A 20,066-nucleotide genomic window follows, 5' to 3' on the forward strand; every position below is an offset into this window, starting at 1 on the left:
GGCTCCCTAAAAGCCCAGTGTAAATCGCCCTTACGCCGGACACAAACCGCAGGTTCAGGCGCGGTGCTCAGTCAAGGGGATAGGGGGGGCGCTGCCCGCCGCAGAGCACGTCTGTGACCTGCTCGGTATCCATGTATTCGGTGAGCTTGACCAGCTGTCCCTTGTCGAACTCAAACAGAAAGTGGTAATCATTGCTGTAGGTCTGGCCGGAGATGTGCTCGCCTTCGCTGGAGGCCTCCACCGCCACCTTTTCCCCCTCCGCCACCATGCCGCGAATGGTGAATGTCAGGCCGCCCGGGAACACATCCATGATGCTGGCGATCGCCGGCCTCAGATCGGCGCACTCGGTGACCCCGGAGATCAGGGTGGCGCCCATGGTTTCCACGCTACCGCTCTTGGCGTAGGCCGCAACGACGGCATCGACATTGCCCGCACTCAGGTCGCTGAGAAACTGGCGCACGCGGGCTTTATTGTCGGTCTCTGTGGTCATGCCGTGGTCTCGTCAGGGCGCGCGCCGGATGGCGTCACTCACTTCATGATAGTGCGCTCCGCGCGTCGCGCCACAGCGCTGGTACAGCATTTCAAGCCAGCGGACCCGGGCGTTGTCAGGAGAGAGTTTCTGGTTCAACTATTCGATAGCGCTGCGGGCCCATCGGGCCCGCCCACGGGGATGGCGCGCCGGTCAGCGATTGCGACCCAGTCGCTCGTGTGCATTGACCCACTCGTTCTGCCGGGTTTCCTTGTCCACTCGCGTGGCTGCGCCCAGGGAGAGCTCTCCCGCGACCACCAGTCCCGCGGCAATTTCTGCCAGTTTCAGGGCTTTGCCCTGGCCATGACAGCCCATGATTTCCAGACATTCGCGCTGGGTGGGCAGGTTGGTGCCGCCCCCGTAGGTGGCGAGGATCAGTGCCGGCAGGGTGATGGAGAAGAAGTAATCCCCCTCGCGGGTGACGCGGGTGTACACGCTGCACTGGTTGGACTCGCCAATGTTGGCGATATCCTGCCCGGTTGCCAGATACAGCGCGGCGAGTCCGTTGGCCGGGTGTGCAGCGTTATTGGAGGAGTGCGTCAAAAAGGAGGCCACGGTGGTGATGCCCCAACCATAGTGCATCGCCTCGGGTGTGATACGCAGATGCGATTGCAGGACATCGCGAGGAACGGTGATCTCAGCGGTCACGCGCCGGCCCCGCCCCTTCAGGGAATTCACGGACGAGGTGCGCTTCTCGGTGTCGAAGTTGCCGGAGAGCAGGTAGTGCCGCATTTGCGGGAAGCGTTCGCGTATCCATTCACAGGCGACAAAAGTGGCCTTGCTGGTCATGTTCTGGCCCGCTGCATCACCGGAGCTGTAGTCAAACCGGGTAAACACCATGTTGTGTGCAATGTAGTGTTCAATCTCGTTGAGCTTGCCCACGGAGGTGGTGCTTTCCGCAACGGCTTTGATCGCGGCAAAGTTCTCATCCAGCCACAGGTTGAAATCCCGCGCGTCCCGCGCATCGCGGAATACAAAGCAGGGCGCGCGCTGCATCGCCTCGCCGCAGACCGTGGTTTTGACACCGCCGCTTTCCCGGATGACTTTCATGCCCCGGTTGTAGCTGGCCAGCATGGTGCCCTCCACGGTGGCCATCGGGACGTAGAACTCCCCCTGGGCGTGCTCGCCGTCGATCAGCAGCGGCCCCGCGAGGCCGATGGGTACCTGGGCGACACCGAACAGGTTTTCGATATTGCCAGCCATGTCCTGCGGGTCAAACGAGTACTGCCGCGTGTGGTTCAGCTGCGCCCCGGTTTTCTCCTCGATGAAGGATTGCCGCTGGGCAATGATCTCGGCACTGTAGTCGTTGTCGTTGGAACGGGGGATCCTGCTGCTCATGGCGCTGTCCTCGGCAAAAGGCGCCAGAGTAGGAAAAAGGGGGGTAGGGTGCAAGCGCTGGTCAGCCCGACCGGCGCGCTCAGTTGTTCCCGCGTTGTAGATGTCGCTGGATGACCTGCAGAAAGTCCTCCCCGTACTTGTCGCGTTTGCGTTCGCCGACACCGCTGAGGGCACCGAAGGCGGCTATGCTGCGCGGCAGCTCGGCACACATTTCCTGCAGGGTTTTGTCGTGGAAGATGATGTAGGGCGGAATGCCCTGCGCTTCTGCGAGTCCGCGCCGGCATTCGCGCAGCGCCTCCCAGAGCTCCGTGTCGAGGTCATCGGGCAGTCGCTGGCGTGTCTGCTGGCGTGTGGCGGGGCGCGCGAGGTCGCGGCGCAGCTCCAGGGTTTCCTCACCGCGCAGCAGCGGACGGCATTGGTCCTCCAGACGCAGTGCGCCGAAATGGTCGAGATCCGCGCGCAGGTAGCCGCGCGCCACCAGCTGCCGGAACACCGAACGCCATTGGTTGTTGTCCAGTGCCTTGCCTATGCCGAAGGTGGGCAATACGTGATGATCGTACTGGAATATCCGGTCGTTCTCGGCACCGCGCAGTACGTCGATCAGGTGGTTTACGCCAAACCGCTGTCCGGTGCGGTAGACGGCACTCAGGGCCATGCGCGCGGCTTCGGTGCCGTCCCAGGTAGGCACTGGCTCCAGGCAGGTATCGCAGTTGCCGCAGGGCTGGGTCAGGCTGTCGCCGAAGTAGCGCAGCAGCGCCTGGCGCCGACAGGTGGTGATTTCACACAGGCCCAGCATGGCATTCAGGCGCTGTTGTTCCGCCCTTTTGTGCTCCTCGCTGCCGTCGGACTGGTCCATCATCTGGCGCAGTTTCAGAACGTCCTGCAGGCCGTACACCATCCAGGCGTCCGCCGGCAGGCCATCGCGCCCGGCCCGCCCTGTTTCCTGGTAATAGGCTTCGATGGTTTTAGGCAGGTCGAGGTGGGCGACGAAGCGCACATCGGGTTTGTCGATGCCCATGCCGAAGGCGATGGTGGCGACCATGATCACCGCTTCGTCCCGCAGAAAGCGCGCCTGATGGCTGCTGCGCAGGGCAGCCGGAAGGCCGGCGTGGTAGGGCAGTGCATCGTAGCCCGCCTGTTGCAGGGCGAGGGCGGTCTCTTCAACCTTGTTGCGCGACAGGCAATACACGATGCCGGCGTCCCGTGGGTGCTCGTTTTTCAGGAACCGCAGCAGCTGCTGTTTGGGGCTCTGCTTGAGTGCGATGCGGTAGCGGATGTTGGGACGATCAAACCCTGCGATATAGTGTTCCGCCTGGGCCAGGTCCAGCCGCGTGACAATTTCCTCGCGCGTGCGGGTGTCGGCAGTGGCGGTCAGGGCGATGCGCGGCACCTGGGGGAAGCGCTCGTGCAGCAGGCTCAAATGCAGGTAGTCTGCGCGGAAGTCGTGGCCCCATTGGGAGACGCAGTGGGCTTCGTCAATCGCGAACAGCGCGATGGTGGACTGCTCCAGCAGGCGCAGCATACGGGCCTGCACCAGGCGCTCCGGGGCGATGTAGAGCAGGTCAAGCTCGCCGCGCAGCAGGGCTGCCTCGACGGCTGCGGCGTCGTCCGGCACCAGCGTCGAATTGAGATAGGCGGCGCGCACGCCCAGTTCACGCAGGGCGTTGACCTGATCCTGCATCAATGCGATCAGCGGCGATATGACGATGCCACACCCCGGGCGCACCAGCGACGGCACCTGGTAGCAGAGGGACTTGCCGCCACCGGTCGGCATCAGAACGAGGGCATCGCCGCCGCCGACCACCTGGTCCACGATACTCTCCTGCAGCGGTCGGAACGCCGGGTAGCCGAAGACGGATTGCAATACGGAAAGGGAAGCGGTCATCCTCGGCAGTATACCGCAGGTGGGCGCCTCTGCCTGCCGTCGAATCAGTCCAGCAGCGCCTGGATCAGTTCGGCGCGTAACTGACGGGGATCGATAACGCGATCAAATGCCATAGTGTCGGCACCGGCCCAGGCGCCCGTCTGGCGCTCCAGCAGTGCGGCGGCATCGACTGCACTGGCGCCCGTGGCGGCAGCGGCCCCCAGAGCCGGCACTCCGCCCAGACTCACCCCCGGCAGCGCCAGGCTGACCGTTTGCCGATCCCAGGGGTTCATACCCATCACCGAGCTGCCGAAGCCGAAGGCCTTGCGCAGTGTGACCACAATCTTGCGCCCGCGGAAGCGGCGCTGCGCACTGAACATGTTACCGGCGGCGCGCAACACGCCAGAGCGTTCTGCCGCGGGTCCGGGCATGACGCCGGGGTTGTCGACCAGCATGACCAGCGGCAGGCTGAAGCGGTGCGCCATGTCGATAAAGTGGCTGGCTTTCTCTGCCGCGTGTCGCGTGATCGCGCCGGCTTCAACCGCCGGCTGGTTGGCGACAATCAGGCAGCGCTGGCCACCGATATGGGCGAGTGCCGTGATCAGCGTGCGGCCGAAATCCGGCTGCAACTCCAGCAAACTGCCTGAGTCGGCCAGCTCATCAAGCACCTTGCGCATATCGTAGGGGCGGGAGACGTCCGGGGGAATGATGTCCAGCAGGGCGTCGCTGTCGCCCGAGGTGGCGACCTCGCCAGCCGCTGCCGCTTCGGAATGCGGCGCGCAGACCATCTGGAGAAAATGGCGGGCACGCGCGAAACACTCAGTTTCGGTGGCGCAGCACAGGTGAGCCACACCGCTGTCACGTGTGTGCATTTTTGCGGAACCGAGCTCCTCGGCGGTGGTGTCGATACCCATGGCGGCCTTGACCAGCGGTGGCCCTGCACTGAACAGGGCGCTGTCCTGCTGCATGATGACAATGTCGGCAAACATCGCGGCCAGCGCACCGTGTCCGGCGGACATGCCCAGTACCAGCGCGACAACCGGGATGGCCCCCTGAATGTCCGCCAGCAGCTGCAGGTCCCCCGGTGCATGCGGATAGCGCTCACCCTGGTTGCTCGCCCGCTCGCCGGCACCCTCCAGGAGCAGCAGCAGCGGGTGCCGGTTCTCGCGTGCCAGACGCACCAGGCGCGCACGCTTGGCGGCGTTGGGGTGGCCGATCGACCCCCCCTGAACGGTAAAATCTTCCACCAGCAGGACCACGGGGCGTCCGTCCAGGCGCGCCACCCCGCCGACGAGTCCATCGGCGGCAATCGCCGGCTGTCCCTGAGGGTGATGTCCGGCGGCGAGCAGGCCGTATTCGCGGAAGGAGCCTTCATCGACCAGCGCTGCAATGCGCTCCCGCGCCGTGAGCCGGCCGCGGGCGTGCTGTCGTTCAATCCGCGCTTCGCCGCCCATGGCGGTCGCGGCTTCGCTGCGGGTGTGGAGCTCGGTGAGCAGCGCCTCCCAGTCCTGCCGATAGCCACTCATATCACATTGCCCGGGGTGGCGACAGGCCGAAAGCCGCCCAGTCGGGTTCCGCCATACTGTCGACGAAGCGCTGGAAATTCCAGGGCCAGCTGGAGGGTATGCCCTCGGCGTCCAGGTACCAGCTTACGCAGCCGCCGCGGTACCACACCGTGCGCTTCGCGGCTTCCACCCGCTCGGCTTCGAAGGCCTCCATTGCCGCCAGGCTCGGTTCCACCTCGGTACAGTCGCCGGCATCCAGTCGCGCCATCAGGCGCTCGATATAGGCCCACTGGTGCTCGGCGATGTCGATCAGGGAAAAGTTGCCCACGGGGCCATTGGGTCCGTTCAGCATAAACAGGTTGGGAAACCCGGGCATGGTGACCGCCAGGTAGGCCTTGGGGCGGTCATGCCAGAAGTCGGCCAGCGACACACCGTCGCGACCGGTGATGGCCATGGGCCGCATAAAGGCATCCGCGTGGAAACCGGTAGCGAAAACGATCACGTCCAGCTCGTGCAGTTCGCCATCGACGGTGCGTATACCGGCGGCTTCAATCTGCTGGATGCCGGTGCTCACCAGGCGCGATTGCGGATGCTGGATTGCCTGGTAGTAATCGGGGGAGAACACCAGGCGCTTGCACAGCGGCAGGTGGTCGGGGCGCAGTTGCTCACGCAGCACGGGGTCAACAACCGAATGCTCGAGATTGTCGCGACAGGCCTGTGCCATGGCTTGCGAGGCTTCCGAGTCAATATCGGTAATGGACTGGGTATACGCCTCCACAGAGGCCATATACTCCTCGACATTCATTGCCTGGGCCAGCACCGCCGGATCGTGAAACGCAGCGCGCTCCGCTTCAGTGAAATGCCCGTTTTCGACGGGCATGATCCACTGCGGCGTACGCTGGTAGTGCTCCAGCAGGGCGGCTTTCCCGGCCAGCGCAGAGACAATCTGCACACCGGTAGAGCCGTTGCCGATGATGCCGATGCGTCTGCCTTCAAGGGGCACGCTGTGATCCCAGCGCGCGCTGTGGAAGAGGGCGCCCTGGAATGTGCCGGCACCGGGGATGTCAGGGTATTTGGGGTGATGCAGAACCCCGGTGGCGGCAATCAGGATGTCTGCGCTGTCTCGGTGGCCACTGGCGAACTGCAGGTGCCAGCGACCATCACGGTAGGCGGCCTCCGTGCATTCCTCACCGAAGCGGGTCAGCGCATTGATCCCGTATTTCTGTGCCGTGCGCTCAAAATAGGCCTGGATTTCCGGCCCGGGAGGCAGGTGTCGCGTCCAGTCCGGATTGCGCTCGAAGCTGTAGGTGTAGAAGTGTGAGGGTACATCGCAGGTCAGGCCAGGATAGGTGTTCTCGCGCCAGGTGCCGCCCACCCTGTCCGCCTTTTCGTACAGCGTGACGTCCCGGTAGTCCATGTGCTGCAGGCGAATGCCGGCGAGTATTCCGGCCATACCGGCGCCGAGGACGATGATGCGAGGCTGTTTTTCAGGCATGGTACTGATATCCGTCATCAGAGTGAGAGCAGCAGCTTACGCGAACATTGCGCGTGGCAAGGGTGCTTATTTGTCTTAAAATAATGCATTAATGTTCAGTGGCGCTATCCGCTGTTGGAAAATGACATGAACAGACCGACCCGTACCGCCAGCCCGGCTGCTCCGATGTCCACTGCCCCGACGGGCAACAGTGGACGGGCCAGTGATATTTTCGCGCCGCTGGTGGCATTGCTGGCCGCCGAGTTGCGCCGCGGCGGCGATACCCGTGAACGGCATCCGCCGCCAACCAACCTTGTTCAGTTCACTGCCTGGTATCTGGCGACCGTGCAACGCCTCGAGCAGCGTCTGGGCGAAGCGCAGAGCCACGGCCCGATGTCGCGCAGGGAAGTTGAGTTGCAGTGTCGCCTGGCCTTGTCCGCCAGCAACCTTGAGGAGGCGATCCAGCTCTGCGCAGAATTTGCGGCGCTGCTGCATCCGCGGGCCGGCCGCATTGGCCTGGAACTGCACCCGGAACACGCCACATTTCGGCTGGATTCACTGCGCCCGCAGGTCAGCAGTGCCAGCAGCCTGGTGGATATCACTGGCTTGTTTGCCTATTTCCAGCTCCTGCAGTGGCTGGCGGGGCGCACCCTGCCGCTGCAAAGGGTGAGAATTGGCCCGCTGCGGCGGGAAGACGTGCTGCCGTTTCTGCGCCTGTTCAAGGCGCCGGTGCTCGCGGGCGGTGAGGGCTACGCGCTGGATTTCCCACGCGCTGCGCTGGCCATGCCCGTGGTTCGCACCCCCGCCGAGTTTCCCGCATTCTTTGCCTGTTTTCCCTGCGAGGTATTCGGTCCGCGCGGGCGCGGTTTGGCTGAGCAGGTCAGTGCATTGCTTGCGGCGGCCTTGCGGCAGGGTGTGCCACTGCCCGGTCAGGCGCGGCTGGCGGAAGACCTGGGGTTGAGCCTGTCGACGTTCCGGCAGCGACTGCGGGCTGCGGGAACCGGCTATCGCCAGCTGCGGGCCGAGGCCGTACGCGCTACGGCCTGTGATGCGCTGCGGGAGTCCGACCGCCCCGTCGTCGATATCGCGCAGCAGCTGGGTTTCGCCGATGCAGCGACGTTCCGCCGCGCCTTTCTGCGCTGGGAGGGGGAGACGCCGGGCGCCTGGCGCGCCCGACACCGGGGGAGCGATACGGCTGACCCTCCCCACCCCCGGGAATAAACCGTTGACCGCGTTAACAACTGCTGTATACTCGGTTCTGCTTGAACGTTTTACACCTATTTATGTATACCATTTCGAAGTCCGCAGTTAGTACCTCGTCCCTGTTTTCATAAGTAATTGCACTACCTCAAGCCTTACCGCCCTCACGAGGGTTAATCTCTACCTGAAATACAGGAACGCATCATGGCTACTGGCACCGTAAAATGGTTTAACGAAACTAAAGGCTTTGGCTTCATCGAGCAGGAGTCCGGCCCGGACGTATTCGCGCACTTCAGCGCAATCTCCGGCTCTGGCTTCAAGACGCTGATCGAAGGTCAGAAAGTCGAGTTCAACATCACTCAGGGCCAGAAAGGCCCGCAGGCAGAAAACATCGTCGTCGTCTAACACCGACACGGTTCTGCAGAAAACCCGCGCCGGCAACGTCGCGGGTTTTTTTGTCGCTGAAAACGGCAGCGACGGTTCAAATTCTGCGCACAGGACGTTTGCCCGCCCGCTGTTCAGGCTCTATCGTGAGGCCCGGTTAACGCAAAGGGGCTACCGTGTGCTGCACATCCATATCGCGCGTCGTGTTATAAAGGGGTTGGCCGTGGTCGGCCTGCTTGGGCTCAGTCCACAGCTGCTCGCTCTGCAGCCCGACGAACGCTGCGACCATTTCACGCCCGAGAAGCGGCCATTTTTCGGCGACCTGCATGTGCATACCCGCTACTCGCTGGATGCGAGCACACAGGGGACGCAGACCACGCCCGCCGAAGCCTACCAGTTCGCACGCGGCGAGCGCATCGGCGTACAACCCTGGAATGCTGACGGCACCGCACAGCGTTCCCTGCAACTGGCGCGGCCGCTGGACTTTGCCATGGTATCTGACCACGCGGAGCTGATTGGCGAAGTGGAGATGTGTAACAACCCGGATGTTAGCGGCCATAACAGCTGGCAGTGCCGTTTCTACCGGGCTTGGCCGCGCGGCGCGTTCTATCTGTTCAATTACATGGCCGCCATGCGCGCCTCCCACCTGGGTCTCTGTGGCGAGGATGGTGCGCTGTGTCGCGACGCAGCGCTGGCGCCGTGGCAGGAGATGCGTGACGCGGCAGAGGCGTACAACGATCGCAGCAGCGCCTGCGCGTTTACCACATTCATCGGTTACGAGTGGACCGGTGTGGCACCGCCGACCGGCGGCAATCTGCATCGTAATGTCGTCTTTCGCAGTGGTGAGGTGCCCGAGCTGCCAGTGAGCTACATCGATACGCCCGGGGAAACCCTGCTCTGGGACGCGCTGGAAACCGGGTGCAACGACAGCGGGAGCGGCTGTGAAGCGCTGGTGATTCCGCATAACTCCAATCTCAGCGCCGGCCAGATGTTCGCCTTGCAGCGCCCGGACGGCAGTCCGTTGGACGCTGATTACGCGGCGCAGCGTCAACGGATGGAACCGCTGGTTGAAATCATGCAGCACAAGGGCGCTTCCGAGTGTTTTTATGCCCCGGGCGTCACCCGTGACGAGTTATGTGCGTTCGAGCAACTGCCCCGCGACAATATCGCGCGCTTCAATACTCCACCCAAGCCTGATACCGGGTTTCTGCGCGATACCTGGCAGCAGGGCCTGTCGCAGCAGGAACAGCTTGGGGTCAATCCCTTCCGGTTCGGTGTGATTGCGAGTACGGATACCCACCTTGGTGCCCCGGGGGCGGTCTCCGAATCGCGCTTTCTGGGGCACGGAGGAGATGGCGTGCCTGCCCTCAAAGCGGTTCCTCCCGGACTGCCCGATAAACTGGAATACAATCCGGGTGGTCTGGCAGTGATCTGGGCAGAACAGAACACGCGGGACGCCCTGTTTGACGCCATGCAGCGTCGAGAGGCCTACGGCACCAGCGGTCCACGTATTGTCAGCCGCCTGTTTGCGGGCTTCGATCTGCAGCCGGAGCTCTGCGCCGCGCCCGATATGGCGACCCAGGGATATGCACAGGGGGTGCCGATGGGTTCCGAGCTTGGGCCCGCACCGGTCGGCGCCAGTCTGACGCTGTTGCTGGCCGCCCAGCAGGATGCGGGTGTGGCCGCGCAGCCGGGATTGCCCCTGCAGAAGATCCAGGTGGTAAAAGGTTGGCTGGACGCCACGGGTGAGCGCCACGAGCAGGTCTATGATGTCGCGGGTGACCCCGAGCCCCAGGGCAGCGTTGACACCCGCAGCTGTGCCACCGCGGGTACCGGCCATGCGAGCTTGTGTACGGTTTGGCGCGACCCGGATTTCGATCCAGCCCAGCGGGCCTTCTATTACAGCCGGGTGATCGAGAACCCCAGCTGTCGCTGGAGTCAGCGCCTGTGCGTTGCCGGGGGCGTCGATTGCAGTCGCCCCGAGACTGTTGGGGAAGGCTTTGAAGGGTGCTGCGCTGCGGAACACCGGCCGGTGGTGCAGGAACGCGCCTGGAGCTCGCCCGTCTGGTATCAGCCCGCCACACTGTGAGCGCGCAGTTGCTGCGCGGGTTGAATAGCGTCGGGCCTGTTCCCCGGCCCGCCGAGCACGTATGCTTGTGCGCCGGAGAGGCCGCGGTGTTTGGATACGCCTGAATGATTGACCAGATTCTTATCTCACTGCTGTTTTTCGGGCTGCTGGCCGGCTTGATCTTCTCCAACTGGGCGGCTTCCAAGATTTTTGTCGGCGCGATGCTGGCCGCGTATTTTCTCGGCCTCGTCGAAACCTCCCAAATGCTGGAGAAAGCGACCAACACCGGCCTGGTGACCCTGATTCTCCTGTTGCTGGTGTCCATCGGTCTGGAAAAGCTGTCCTGGCTGAATCACCTCTCGGGGCGTCTGATTTCACCGAGTTACACGCTGAGCCTGCTGCGCCTGGGCGGCGTCACGGCCCTGTTCTCCGCGTTCGTCAACAACACGGCGGTAGTGGCGACGCTCACCACCACAGTGCGCGCCAATCGTCATCACCCCGCGTCGCGGCTACTGATACCGTTGTCCTATGCGGCCATTCTGGGCGGTACCATGACGCTGATTGGTACCTCAACCAATTTGATCGTGAGCAGCTTCCTGGAGGACGCCACCGGCTCGGGGCTGGCGTTTTTCGATTTCCTGCCGGTCGGCGCCGCCGCGGTCCTGGCCGGCCTCCTTGCCCTGGTCTTCTCTGCCCGCTTGCTGCCTCGCAGCAGCAGCCATCCGGTACAGGTGGCGGAGTACGTGATTGAAGCCGAAGTGGCGACCCAGTCCAGCCTGATTGGCAGAACCATTGCCGAGAATGGCCTGCGTGAGCTCGACGCGCTGTTCCTGGTGGAGATCGTGCGGGCGGAACACCTGATTTCCCCGGTGGCACCTACCGAGTTTATTGAGGCGGGGGACAAGCTGATTTTCTCGGGTGATATCACCCAGCTCAACGTTCTCGATCGCTTCGATGGGCTGCACCTGTTTGCGGTGGAGGAGGGGCTGCTGCGGGAGAACATGGTGGAAGTGATCGTCATGCCCAATGCCGCCATTGAGGGGAAGACCATCAAGGAGTCGGGGTTCCGCTCCTTGTTCGACGCCGCCGTGGTCGGCATGCGCCGCGGTGGCAAACGGCTGTCGGGAAAACTCGGGAACATCAGCATCGCCGCGGGGGATATTCTGATGCTCGCCACCGGCCCGGATTTCAACGAGCGCAAAAACCTCGACAAGAATTTTGTCGTGGTGGACGAAGCGGTCGGCGGCTCCAAGATCACACCGTTCCAGAACCTGTTCGTGACCCTGCTGCTGGCGGCTGTGGTGCTGCTGTCTGCACTGGAGGTCCTGCCGCTGATCAAGGGTCTGACGCTGCTGCTGGTGTGCATGCTGGGCATGCGCCTGGTGCGGGGCTCGGAGCTGCGCCGGCGGTTCCCCTTCGAGATCTGGCTGATTATCACCTCGGCGCTTACCCTGTCCCAGGCGCTCACCAACTCGGGTCTGGTGACGCTGCTCGCGGGCAGCCTGCAGACCGAGCTGATTGCTCTCGGCCCCTGGCTGGCGATGGCCTGCATGTATGCCGGTGCCTTGTTGCTCACCGAGGTGATGACAAACAACGCGGCCGCTGCGCTGAGTTTCCCCATCGCTTTTGGTATTGCGGAGAGCCTCGGGGTCAGCCCGATGCCGTTTGTGATGGCGGTGGCGTACGGGGCCAGTGCCAGCTTCCTGACCCCGTACGGTTACACCACGAACCTGATGGTGCAGAACCTCGGCGGTTATACCCTGCGCGACTACTGCCGCAGCGGATTGCCGGTGTCACTGGCCTACTCGGCTACCGTGATCTGGCTGCTGCCCAGGGTATTCCCTTTCTAGCGCTATCAGGCGCCGGTTCGCCAGCTGTCGGTGGTGTAGAACTGCGAGTACCACTTGCGGAACTTGGCGAACGGGCCGTCGTTGTCACACAGCATGGGCTTCTCGAAGTACTGCTTCTGCCGCCAGATGATCCTGTCCTCTTCCATCTGCTTGCAGATATCCTTGACGATGGCGTCCGCTACGCCTCCGGTCTGCTCCTTGCCGTCCACCTTTTTCTGGATGAAGGCGTAGAACGCGCGACTGTTCTCCTGGTCCACCGGTGTCAGGTTCGCCATCAGAACAGTGTCGCAGATACCGCTGAAACGCACGGTAGCCTGGCCGGGGCCGTTGTTGCTGTTCTCGATAATGCCCGTGATCTCGCCGCGCGGTGTGGCCATTTTGCTCACCAGCTTGCCGGCACGTCGCACACCATCGAAGGTCATGAATTCAGGTGTGGGGATGTTCTGGGTGCCGTGCACGTACAGGAAATGCGCAGAATCCACTGCGTTCTCACCGATCTCCTGCATATGCGTAGCGATATCCCAGGTGTGTATCTTGAAGCTGCCCCAGTCCTCGTTGCCAGCCGACGCTTCTTCAACCCGTTCCGGTTCGAAGGAGGGGGCTTCACCCTCCGGGTGATACCAGACATAGATTACCTGGTTTATTTCGCGCACAGGCCAGGGGCGGATAACCTGCTCCCCGCGGGCAATTTTTGGCGGCAGGTTGTTGGCATAGGGAACATCGGTACACTGTCCCTCGCCGTTGTAGGCCCAGCCGTGGAAAGGACAGATGATGGAGTCACCACGCACCTCTGACCCTCCCCCAGCCTGGCCGCGAATGCCATAGCCCAGGTGGGCGCCCATGTGCGGGCAGTATGCGTCCAGCACTTTCGCCTCGCCGGTTTCCGTGCGGAACAGTACGAGATCGGTGTCGAAATAGCGCAGCGGCATGGAGGTGGCGATGGCCAACTCGTGTGAGTAGGCGACCTGGAACCAGCCCAGGGGCATCGGCATAGGGATACGTTGGCTCATGGATAGTCTCCTCGGGAGCGTCTGTTGGCAGGGTGCAGCCACTCTACGGCAGGCAGGATCGGATTGGTATGACTTGCAAATTCCCGACGAAACGTTACCGGGGTAAATAATTATACCCGGCTCGCTATTCGCGATTCAGGCGGTCTGCGCCGCGTGTTCACCGGGCGCCTCTGGTTGACCGGCAGGCCTCGCGCTGCCTAAGCTGGCGCTCGCTCATCTGACACTTGGGGAAGCACTATGAGACTGCAGGGCAAAGTTGCCATCATCACCGGATCGGGGCAGGGGATCGGAGCCGCCACCGCGCTGCGTTTTGCCGAAGAGGGCGCCGCAGTGGTGCTGGCAGCGCGCAACGAGGCCAAGCTCGCTGCGGTGGCCTCGACCATCGAGTCTGCCGGGGGGCGCGCCCTGGTGTGCCCCACGGACGTCGCTGACGAGGCCGCGGTGAAGGCGCTTGTGGCGAAAACGGTAGAGACCTGGGGCCGTCTGGATATCGTGGTCAATAATGCGGTGTTGATGGTTCCCGGCATGCTTGCCAGTCACGACACCAAAGCCTGGCGGCAGAATTTCATCGTTTCGCTCGACGGCGCCATGTTCCTGATGCGTGAGGCCTACCCTCAGCTCAAGGCGAATCGCGGTGCGGTGGTCAATGTCTCTTCCGTATGTGGCTTGCGCGGATCACCGGCAACCGCAGGCTACAGCGCCGCGAAAGCGGCCATGCTCGGCCTGTCACGCAACGCCGCCATGGAGTGGGGCAAGAAAGGTATTCGCGTGAATACTGTCGTACCGGGCGCCTTCATGACACCACCGACGGAAGCGGTGCTGCCCGATGACGCTTCGCGCGAGGCCACCGCACGGTCGATTCCCATCGGGCGTATCGGTGACCCGCGCGAGTGCGCCAATGCCATTCTGTTTCTCGCCAGCGACGAAGCGTCCTATATCACCGGTACGGAACTGGTGGTTGACGGAGGGCGGGTTGCCGAGTTGAACGCCGGCACGGCGAGCTGGGAGTAAGCGAATGAGCGATGACAACCTGCTGCAGCGTATCGACCGGCTGGAGTCACTTGACGCCATTCGGCAACTGGTGGCGCAGTACGCGCTGTCACTGGATATGCGTGACCTAGACGCGCACGTGAATCTGTTCGCACCGGACATCCGGGTGAGCCGTGACAAAGTGGGGCGCGCGCACCTGAAGCGTTGGCTGGACGATACCCTGCGCCTGCAGTTCACCGGCACCTCGCACCAGACCGGCAATCACATCATCGAGTTTGAGGACCCTGATCACGCGCGCGGCGTGGTCTATTCCAAAAACGAGCATGAAACCGGGCCGGAATGGGTGATCATGCAGATGCTCTACTGGGATAACTACGAGCGTATTGACGGGCGCTGGCTGTTCCGGCGCCGTTTGCCCTGCTACTGGTACGCGACCGACCTGAACAAGCCACCCATTGGGGATATGAAAATGCGCTGGCCGGGTCGCGAGCCCTATCACGGGGCGTACCACGACCTGTGGCCTTCCTGGGCGGAATTCTGGGCCAATCCACCCACCACCGACGAACCTGAAGTGGCGCTGCCTGCGCCGCTGGACGAGTTTCTGACCACAATGCGTCGCGGGGCTTCAGAGCCGCGCATTCGCGTACGCTAGGAGTGACTGTGAACCTGCTGACCCCACTTGACCTGGGCGCGCTGCACCTGCGCAATCGAATTGTCATGGCCCCCATGACACGCAGCCGTTCTGATGCGGCGGCCATGCCCAATGCACTTATGGCTGAATACTATCGCCAGCGCGCGAGCGCCGGCCTGATTGTCACCGAGGGTATTGCACCCAGCGCCAACGGGCTGGGCTATTGCCGTACACCCGGTATTTTCACCGATGCACAGGTGACGGGATGGCGCGAAGTGACCGATGCGGTGCATGCGGAGGGAGGCTGCATCGTTGCGCAGATCATGCATGTCGGTCGCGTGGCCAGCCACTACAACAAACCGGAGGGCAGCGAAACCGTAGCACCATCGGCGGTCGCGGCGAAAGCCCAGATGTACACCGATGCGGCCGGCATGCAGGCTATGGATGAACCTCGCGCGCTGGCGCTTGAGGAAATTCCCGCCGTCATCGAAGAGTACCGCGAGGCGACCCGCAAGGCGTTGCTCGCGGGCTTCGACGGCGTTGAGCTGCACTGCACGAGTGGTTATCTGCCGGCTCAGTTCCTGTCCACCGGCAGCAACCAGCGCACGGATGCCTACGGCGGCAGTGTCGAGAATCGGGCGCGCTTCGCCCTCGAGGCGCTGCAGGCCATGGCGCAGGTGGCGGGTGCTGATCGGGTGGGCATGCGCATCTGCCCCGGCAATCCCTTTAATGATCTGTCTGACGCTGACCCGCAGGAGACCTTCGACTACCTGCTGGCTCAGGCATCGACACTGGGCCTGGCCTATCTGCATGTGATCCGCATGCCCACGGGTCCGGTCGACAACCTGGCACTGGCGGCAAAGCACTTTGCCGGTTGCCTGATCGGCAACGAGAGTTATTCCTTGCAGGAGGCAGACGAGGCGGTGGCTGCCGGCGAGCTCGCCGCGGTGTCTTTCGGTCGGCCCTATATCGGCAACCCCGATCTGGTGACGCGCTGGGAGCAGGGGCTGCCGCTAGCCAAGTTCGATATCGACACACTGTACACACCTGGCCCAGAGGGATATACCACGTACCCTGCGGCAGACCACAGGTAACACAGCGTTGACGGCGCAGCGGCGCCGTCAACGACCACAGTGCAGATGTGCGGTTATTTTACCGAGCCACCACCGTCCACAGACAGCAGCTGCCCGGTGATGAAGGAAGCGCGATCGCTGCACAGGAAGGCCACCGCCTCGGCGATTTCCTCGGGCTCACCCAGGCGGTTAAGCACCGCGCTCTTCTTCAATATCTCCGCCGTTTTCGGCTGTTCCTCGAAGTACTTTTCCACACCGGGTGTGCGAATAACGCCCGGTGACACCGCATTGATACGGATGCCCTGGCCGCCGTATTCGGCTGCGGAGCTCTTGGTGAGTATGTTCACGCCGCTCTTGGCTGCCGCATAGGCGGTATTGAAAGCCTGTCCCTTCAGGGATGCATTGGAGGAAATGTTGACGATGGCGCCGCCACCGTTGGCGAGCATGGCGGGGATCTCGTATTTCATGCACAGCCAGGTATTGGTCAGGCACATCTCGAGTGTCTGGTCGAATACCTCGCGGGTGAATTCGTGAATCGGACCGGATCCCCTGCTTAACGCGGCGCTGTTGCAGGCGATGTCCAGTCTGCCCCAACTGTCTACCGCGGTTGCTACCAGGGATTTTACTGACGCTTCGTCACTGACATCGCCCTGTACGAAGCGAGCTTCGCCGCCCGCATCGACAATGAGCTGTACGGTCTGGTTGCCGGATTCTGCGTTGAAGTCCGCGACCAGGACCTTGGCTCCTTCGCGGGCAAAGCACTGGGCAATGGCCCGCCCGATACCCTGGCCCGCCCCCGTCACAATACCAATCTTCCCTTCCAGTATGCCCATGGCCGGATTCTCCTCTGTTGGGTTCACTACAGAGACCCCATGATACCCCGGTGCGTGCCCGCCTCTGACCACCTGCGGCAAACATCCTGTGGAAGGTACAAAATGGCAGTACGGCCCGGGCAAAGGCTGTCTCACTGGCTTGCACGGCCCGCGGCACTCTGTCACTCGCTGCCCTTCGCCGGTATGCTGGCTTCATCATAAACAGTGGAGATTAGCGATGAGCTTGCAAGGAAAAGTCGCCCTCGTCACGGGGGCAGGGCAGGGCGTGGGGCAGGGTATCGCCCTGGCACTCGCCGCGCAGGGCGCGCGCGTTGCCGTTACCGGTCGGACACTGTCCAAGCTGGAGACCACGGCAGAGACCGTTCGTGCGCGTGGCGGCGAGGCACTGCCCCTGGTCTGCGAGGTCAAGTCCCCGGACTCGATGAAGGCCTGTGTGGACACGGTGGTCGAGACCTGGGGTGGCGTGAATATCCTGGTGAATAACGCGCAGGAGGTGCCGCTGGGGCGCTTGCACGATCTCACCGACGAGGCCCTGATGGCGGGCTGGGAGTCCGGTCCGATGGCCACCTTCCGCTTGATGAAGCTGTGTTACCCCTACCTGAAGGGCGACGGTGTTATCGTCAATCTGGGTAGCTCTGCCGCCAAGCGCTGGGATATGGCGGGTTACGGCGCGTATGCGGCTGCCAAGGAAGGCATTCGCGCGCTGACGCGCGCTGCGGCTTGTGAATGGGGGCCAGACAACATACGCTGCAATGCCATCCTCCCGCATGCGATGTCGCCGGGAATGCAATGGTGGATAGAGAATAACCCGGAGGAGGCCCATGCGTTCCTGTCACAGATTCCCCAGCGACGTGTCGGAGACTGCGAACAGGACATCGGCCGTTTTGTTGCCTTGCTGTGCAGCGATGGTGCGAACTACGTCAATGGCCAGAGTATTGCACTGGATGGCGGCCAGGCCTTCCTCGGCTGAGCAGGCTTCCGGGTGAGCCTGGACCAGCAGGTTGAAGCGGTTGTACGCCCGGTAGCGGATACCCTGTCGCGCCTGGTGTTCTATCCACTGGAACTCTTCGGGCAGGATTTTCCCCTCATCGTGCTGTGGCTGGCGACGGCCGCTGTGTTCTTCACACTGTACCTCGGCTTCGTGAATGTGCGCGGCTTTTCCCTGGGGCTGCGACATGTTCGTGGCCGCTTTCACAACCCGCGAGCGCGTGGCGAGATATCCCATTTCCAGGCCGTGGCAACCGCCGTGTCGGGGACCGTGGGCATCGGCAATATCGGCGGGGTTGCGGTAGCGATCACCATCGGTGGTCCCGGCGCGGCCCTGTGGTTGATGGTCGCGGGGTTTTTATCCATGTCGACCAAGCTGGTGGAGTGCACGTTGGGGGTGAAATACCGGCGCAACAACCCCGATGGTTCGGTGTCTGGTGGCCCGATGTTCTATCTCGAGCGCTATTTCTCTGACCGTGGCGCACCGGGTTGGGGGCGTGTGATGGGCGGGTTCTATGCCATCGCGCTGGTGATCGGCTGTTTCGGCATCGGCAACATGTTCCAGTCCAACCAGGCCTACGTCCAGTTTCTGGTAATCAGCGGCGGCGAGGACAGTTTTTTTGCCGCCCGCGGCTGGTTGTTCGGCCTCCTGATTGCCACGGCTGTGGCACTGGTCATTATCGGCGGTATACGCAGCATTGCGCTGGTCGCGTCGAGAATCGTGCCGCTCATGGCTGTACTCTACGTGGTGTCGGCGCTGGTGATTATCGGCTTCAGCGCGGCACAGATTCCCGCTGCCGTGCAGCTGATCGTCAGCAGCGCGTTTTCCATGAACAGTGTGACCGGCGGTATGGTCGGCGCCATCGTTGTCGGCTTTCAGCGCGCCCTGTTCTCGAATGAGGCGGGTATCGGTTCGGCCTCCATCGCCCACTCCGCCGTGCAAACCAACGAGCCCGCCTCCGAGGGGCTGGTGGGGTTGCTGGAGCCCTTCCTCGACACGGTGGTGATCTGTACGCTCAGTTCCCTGGTGATCGTTACGGTGGCCTACCCCAACGGGCTCGTCGAGCAGGGCTTTGAGGGCATTGCCCTGACATCGGCCGCCTTCGCCCACCACATCAGCTGGGCGCCGTACCCACTCGCCTTTGCGGCACTGTTGTTCGCCTTCTCCACCACCATCGCCTGGGCTTACTACGGCCTCAAGGCCTGGACCTACCTGGTGGGTGAATCGCAACTGATGCAGACCGCTTTCAAGACCGTATTCTGCGGTTTTGTGGTGCTTGGGTGCATGATCGAGCTGTCCGCGGTACTCGATTTTGCCGATGCCATGATCTTCCTGATCGCGGTGCCGAACATCATCGGCCTCTACCTGTATGCGCCGGAAGTCAAACGCGATGTGGCGGACTACATGCGGCGCGTGCGCTCGGGAGCGGTGCGCACCACCGAGCAGTACCCGCCGCTTCAGTAGGGCAGGTCGCCGTCCACGGTGATGCGTTCCATGCGCCGGTGTGCCGGGAAGTAATCGTTGACGGGTTTGTGTTGCGTGCTGCGGTTGTCCCAGATGGCGATGCTGTGCGGGCGCCAGTGAAAGCGGCAGGTGAATTCGTCCGTGACGACATGGCGGAACAGGAAATCCAGCAGTGCACGGCTCTCGTTCGGTTTCAGCCCCTCAATGTGTGTGGTGAACAGGCTGTTGACAAAAATCACCTTCTTGCCGGTTTCCGGATGCGTGCGGATGACCGGGTGACGAACGGGCGGGTTGGCCGCCACCGCCTCTGCGAGGCGTTCGCGGCCTCCGGGTTCGGCGAGGCTTTCCTTGAATCCCCAGCTGAAGTCGTGCACAGCGACCAGCCCCTCGAGCAGGCGCTGCATCGGCGCGGACAGGGCATTGTAGGCAGCGGTCATACTCGCCCACAGCGTATCACCGCCCCGCGGCGGAATAATCACCGATTTCAGGACTGTCGCCATCGGAGGATGTTGCCGGAACGTCATGTCTGAGTGCCAGGCCTCGATTTTGGTCGGCTTTTCGGCCGTGCTCTCCAGGATGGTAATTTCCGGAAAGCCCTCGATGGTGGCGTAGGCTGGATGTGTTTGCAGGGGGCCGAAGCAGGAGGCCAGTGCGTGTTGTCTGGCAGGGCTGATATCCTGGTCGCGAAAGAAGATCACCTCGTGGTCGTTGAGCAGCGTGCGCAATGCCCCCACCTGCTCCGGCTGAAGGTCCTGCGCCAGGTCAATTCCGGTGATTTCGGCGCCGAGGGCACCCGCCATTGGTGTGACGTCGAACATGCTGAGCGGCCTCCGGCCCTGATGATCCGGCAGCGATTCTAGCACTG

17 protein-coding genes are annotated in these 20,066 nt (G+C 62.9%); 9 read left to right on the plus strand and 8 right to left on the minus strand.

Annotation, left to right across the window (positions count from 1 at the left end):
• Nucleotides 1–67: 67 nt before the first annotated feature.
• The 5 genes from AACZ17_RS02900 to AACZ17_RS02920 form a co-directional block, all read right to left on the minus strand.
• Nucleotides 68–490: a nuclear transport factor 2 family protein gene (locus AACZ17_RS02900; protein ID WP_290738815.1), complete on the minus strand. Its 423-nt coding sequence runs from the start codon at nt 488–490 to the stop codon at nt 68–70.
• A 192-nt stretch (nt 491–682) separates the two neighbouring features.
• A complete protein-coding gene (locus AACZ17_RS02905; protein ID WP_290738817.1) occupies nt 683–1,867 on the minus strand; it encodes a hydroxymethylglutaryl-CoA reductase in 1,185 nt (394 codons plus the stop codon).
• 79 nt (nt 1,868–1,946) lie between these two features.
• Nucleotides 1,947–3,752 carry a DNA helicase RecQ gene (recQ, locus tag AACZ17_RS02910; RefSeq protein WP_339637704.1) on the minus strand — a complete coding sequence of 602 codons (1,806 nt, stop codon included), beginning with the start codon at nt 3,750–3,752 and terminating at the stop codon, nt 1,947–1,949.
• Nucleotides 3,753–3,796: 44 nt separating this feature from the next.
• Nucleotides 3,797–5,257 (minus strand): carboxyl transferase domain-containing protein, encoded by a 1,461-nt coding sequence (locus AACZ17_RS02915; RefSeq protein ID WP_290738824.1) that lies wholly within the window; start codon nt 5,255–5,257, stop codon nt 3,797–3,799.
• A gap of 1 nt (nt 5,258) precedes the next feature.
• Entirely contained in the window at nt 5,259–6,731 is a 1,473-nt protein-coding gene (locus AACZ17_RS02920; RefSeq protein WP_290738831.1) for an NAD(P)/FAD-dependent oxidoreductase, read from the minus strand.
• Nucleotides 6,732–6,857: 126 nt separating this feature from the next.
• On the opposite strand from AACZ17_RS02920, the gene AACZ17_RS02925 reads away from it, so the two are divergent.
• The 4 genes from AACZ17_RS02925 to AACZ17_RS02940 all read left to right on the plus strand — a co-directional run bounded on the left by AACZ17_RS02925 (nt 6,858) and on the right by AACZ17_RS02940 (nt 12,212).
• Entirely contained in the window at nt 6,858–7,931 is a 1,074-nt protein-coding gene (locus AACZ17_RS02925; protein ID WP_290738836.1) for an AraC family transcriptional regulator, read from the plus strand.
• Nucleotides 7,932–8,114: 183 nt separating this feature from the next.
• The gene (locus tag AACZ17_RS02930) at nt 8,115–8,315 is read left to right on the plus strand and encodes a cold-shock protein (protein ID WP_027949191.1); all 201 of its coding nucleotides are present in this window, start codon (nt 8,115–8,117) and stop codon (nt 8,313–8,315) included.
• A gap of 157 nt (nt 8,316–8,472) precedes the next feature.
• A complete protein-coding gene (locus AACZ17_RS02935) occupies nt 8,473–10,383 on the plus strand; it encodes a DUF3604 domain-containing protein (protein ID WP_290738846.1) in 1,911 nt (636 codons plus the stop codon).
• A gap of 104 nt (nt 10,384–10,487) precedes the next feature.
• On the plus strand, nt 10,488–12,212 hold the full coding sequence (locus tag AACZ17_RS02940) for an SLC13 family permease (RefSeq protein ID WP_290738849.1): 1,725 nt from the start codon (nt 10,488–10,490) through the stop codon (nt 12,210–12,212).
• A 5-nt stretch (nt 12,213–12,217) separates the two neighbouring features.
• On the opposite strand, the gene AACZ17_RS02945 is transcribed toward AACZ17_RS02940, so the two are convergent.
• A complete protein-coding gene (locus tag AACZ17_RS02945; protein WP_290738852.1) occupies nt 12,218–13,222 on the minus strand; it encodes a Rieske 2Fe-2S domain-containing protein in 1,005 nt (334 codons plus the stop codon).
• Between the two features lie 237 nt (nt 13,223–13,459).
• On the opposite strand from AACZ17_RS02945, the gene AACZ17_RS02950 reads away from it, so the two are divergent.
• From AACZ17_RS02950 to AACZ17_RS02960, 3 genes are read left to right on the plus strand one after another with little or no spacing between them, the layout of a single operon-like run.
• Nucleotides 13,460–14,233 carry an SDR family NAD(P)-dependent oxidoreductase gene (locus AACZ17_RS02950; RefSeq protein ID WP_290738855.1) on the plus strand — a complete coding sequence of 258 codons (774 nt, stop codon included), beginning with the start codon at nt 13,460–13,462 and terminating at the stop codon, nt 14,231–14,233.
• A 4-nt stretch (nt 14,234–14,237) separates the two neighbouring features.
• A complete protein-coding gene (locus AACZ17_RS02955) occupies nt 14,238–14,864 on the plus strand; it encodes a nuclear transport factor 2 family protein (protein WP_290738858.1) in 627 nt (208 codons plus the stop codon).
• 8 nt (nt 14,865–14,872) lie between these two features.
• A complete protein-coding gene (locus AACZ17_RS02960; protein WP_290738861.1) occupies nt 14,873–15,937 on the plus strand; it encodes an alkene reductase in 1,065 nt (354 codons plus the stop codon).
• Nucleotides 15,938–15,990: 53 nt separating this feature from the next.
• Here AACZ17_RS02960 and AACZ17_RS02965 read toward each other — a convergent pair whose 3' ends face one another.
• The gene (locus AACZ17_RS02965; protein WP_290738864.1) at nt 15,991–16,749 is read right to left on the minus strand and encodes a glucose 1-dehydrogenase; all 759 of its coding nucleotides are present in this window, start codon (nt 16,747–16,749) and stop codon (nt 15,991–15,993) included.
• Between the two features lie 217 nt (nt 16,750–16,966).
• On the opposite strand from AACZ17_RS02965, the gene AACZ17_RS02970 reads away from it, so the two are divergent.
• Both AACZ17_RS02970 and AACZ17_RS02975 read left to right on the plus strand, forming a co-directional pair.
• A complete protein-coding gene (locus AACZ17_RS02970; protein WP_290738867.1) occupies nt 16,967–17,719 on the plus strand; it encodes an SDR family oxidoreductase in 753 nt (250 codons plus the stop codon).
• 12 nt (nt 17,720–17,731) lie between these two features.
• The gene (locus AACZ17_RS02975; RefSeq protein ID WP_290738868.1) at nt 17,732–19,201 is read left to right on the plus strand and encodes an alanine/glycine:cation symporter family protein; all 1,470 of its coding nucleotides are present in this window, start codon (nt 17,732–17,734) and stop codon (nt 19,199–19,201) included.
• Here the strand turns inward: AACZ17_RS02975 and tauD are convergent.
• Nucleotides 19,195–20,019, minus strand: a complete 825-nt coding sequence (gene tauD / locus AACZ17_RS02980; RefSeq protein ID WP_290738871.1) for a taurine dioxygenase — start codon at nt 20,017–20,019, stop codon at nt 19,195–19,197. The genes AACZ17_RS02975 and tauD overlap by 7 nt on opposite strands.
• Nucleotides 20,020–20,066: the final 47 nt, after the last annotated feature.

The sequence above is a fragment of the uncultured Haliea sp. genome, from assembly GCF_963973825.1.
In the GTDB taxonomy this organism is placed as follows: domain Bacteria; phylum Pseudomonadota; class Gammaproteobacteria; order Pseudomonadales; family Halieaceae; genus Haliea.

What these genes read in the sequence shown, in the direction of transcription:
- AACZ17_RS02900 (WP_290738815.1), bottom strand. Translation starts at nt 490, where the DNA reads ATGACCACAGAGACCGACAATAAAGCCCGCGTGCGCCAGTTTCTCAGC.
- AACZ17_RS02905 (WP_290738817.1), bottom strand. Translation starts at nt 1,867, where the DNA reads ATGAGCAGCAGGATCCCCCGTTCCAACGACAACGACTACAGTGCCGAG.
- recQ (WP_339637704.1), bottom strand. Translation starts at nt 3,752, where the DNA reads ATGACCGCTTCCCTTTCCGTATTGCAATCCGTCTTCGGCTACCCGGCG.
- AACZ17_RS02915 (WP_290738824.1), bottom strand. Translation starts at nt 5,257, where the DNA reads ATGAGTGGCTATCGGCAGGACTGGGAGGCGCTGCTCACCGAGCTCCAC.
- AACZ17_RS02920 (WP_290738831.1), bottom strand. Translation starts at nt 6,731, where the DNA reads ATGCCTGAAAAACAGCCTCGCATCATCGTCCTCGGCGCCGGTATGGCC.
- AACZ17_RS02925 (WP_290738836.1), top strand. Translation starts at nt 6,858, where the DNA reads ATGAACAGACCGACCCGTACCGCCAGCCCGGCTGCTCCGATGTCCACT.
- AACZ17_RS02930 (WP_027949191.1), top strand. Translation starts at nt 8,115, where the DNA reads ATGGCTACTGGCACCGTAAAATGGTTTAACGAAACTAAAGGCTTTGGC.
- AACZ17_RS02940 (WP_290738849.1), top strand. Translation starts at nt 10,488, where the DNA reads ATGATTGACCAGATTCTTATCTCACTGCTGTTTTTCGGGCTGCTGGCC.
- AACZ17_RS02945 (WP_290738852.1), bottom strand. Translation starts at nt 13,222, where the DNA reads ATGAGCCAACGTATCCCTATGCCGATGCCCCTGGGCTGGTTCCAGGTC.
- AACZ17_RS02950 (WP_290738855.1), top strand. Translation starts at nt 13,460, where the DNA reads ATGAGACTGCAGGGCAAAGTTGCCATCATCACCGGATCGGGGCAGGGG.
- AACZ17_RS02955 (WP_290738858.1), top strand. Translation starts at nt 14,238, where the DNA reads ATGAGCGATGACAACCTGCTGCAGCGTATCGACCGGCTGGAGTCACTT.
- AACZ17_RS02965 (WP_290738864.1), bottom strand. Translation starts at nt 16,749, where the DNA reads ATGGGCATACTGGAAGGGAAGATTGGTATTGTGACGGGGGCGGGCCAG.
- AACZ17_RS02970 (WP_290738867.1), top strand. Translation starts at nt 16,967, where the DNA reads ATGAGCTTGCAAGGAAAAGTCGCCCTCGTCACGGGGGCAGGGCAGGGC.
- tauD (WP_290738871.1), bottom strand. Translation starts at nt 20,019, where the DNA reads ATGTTCGACGTCACACCAATGGCGGGTGCCCTCGGCGCCGAAATCACC.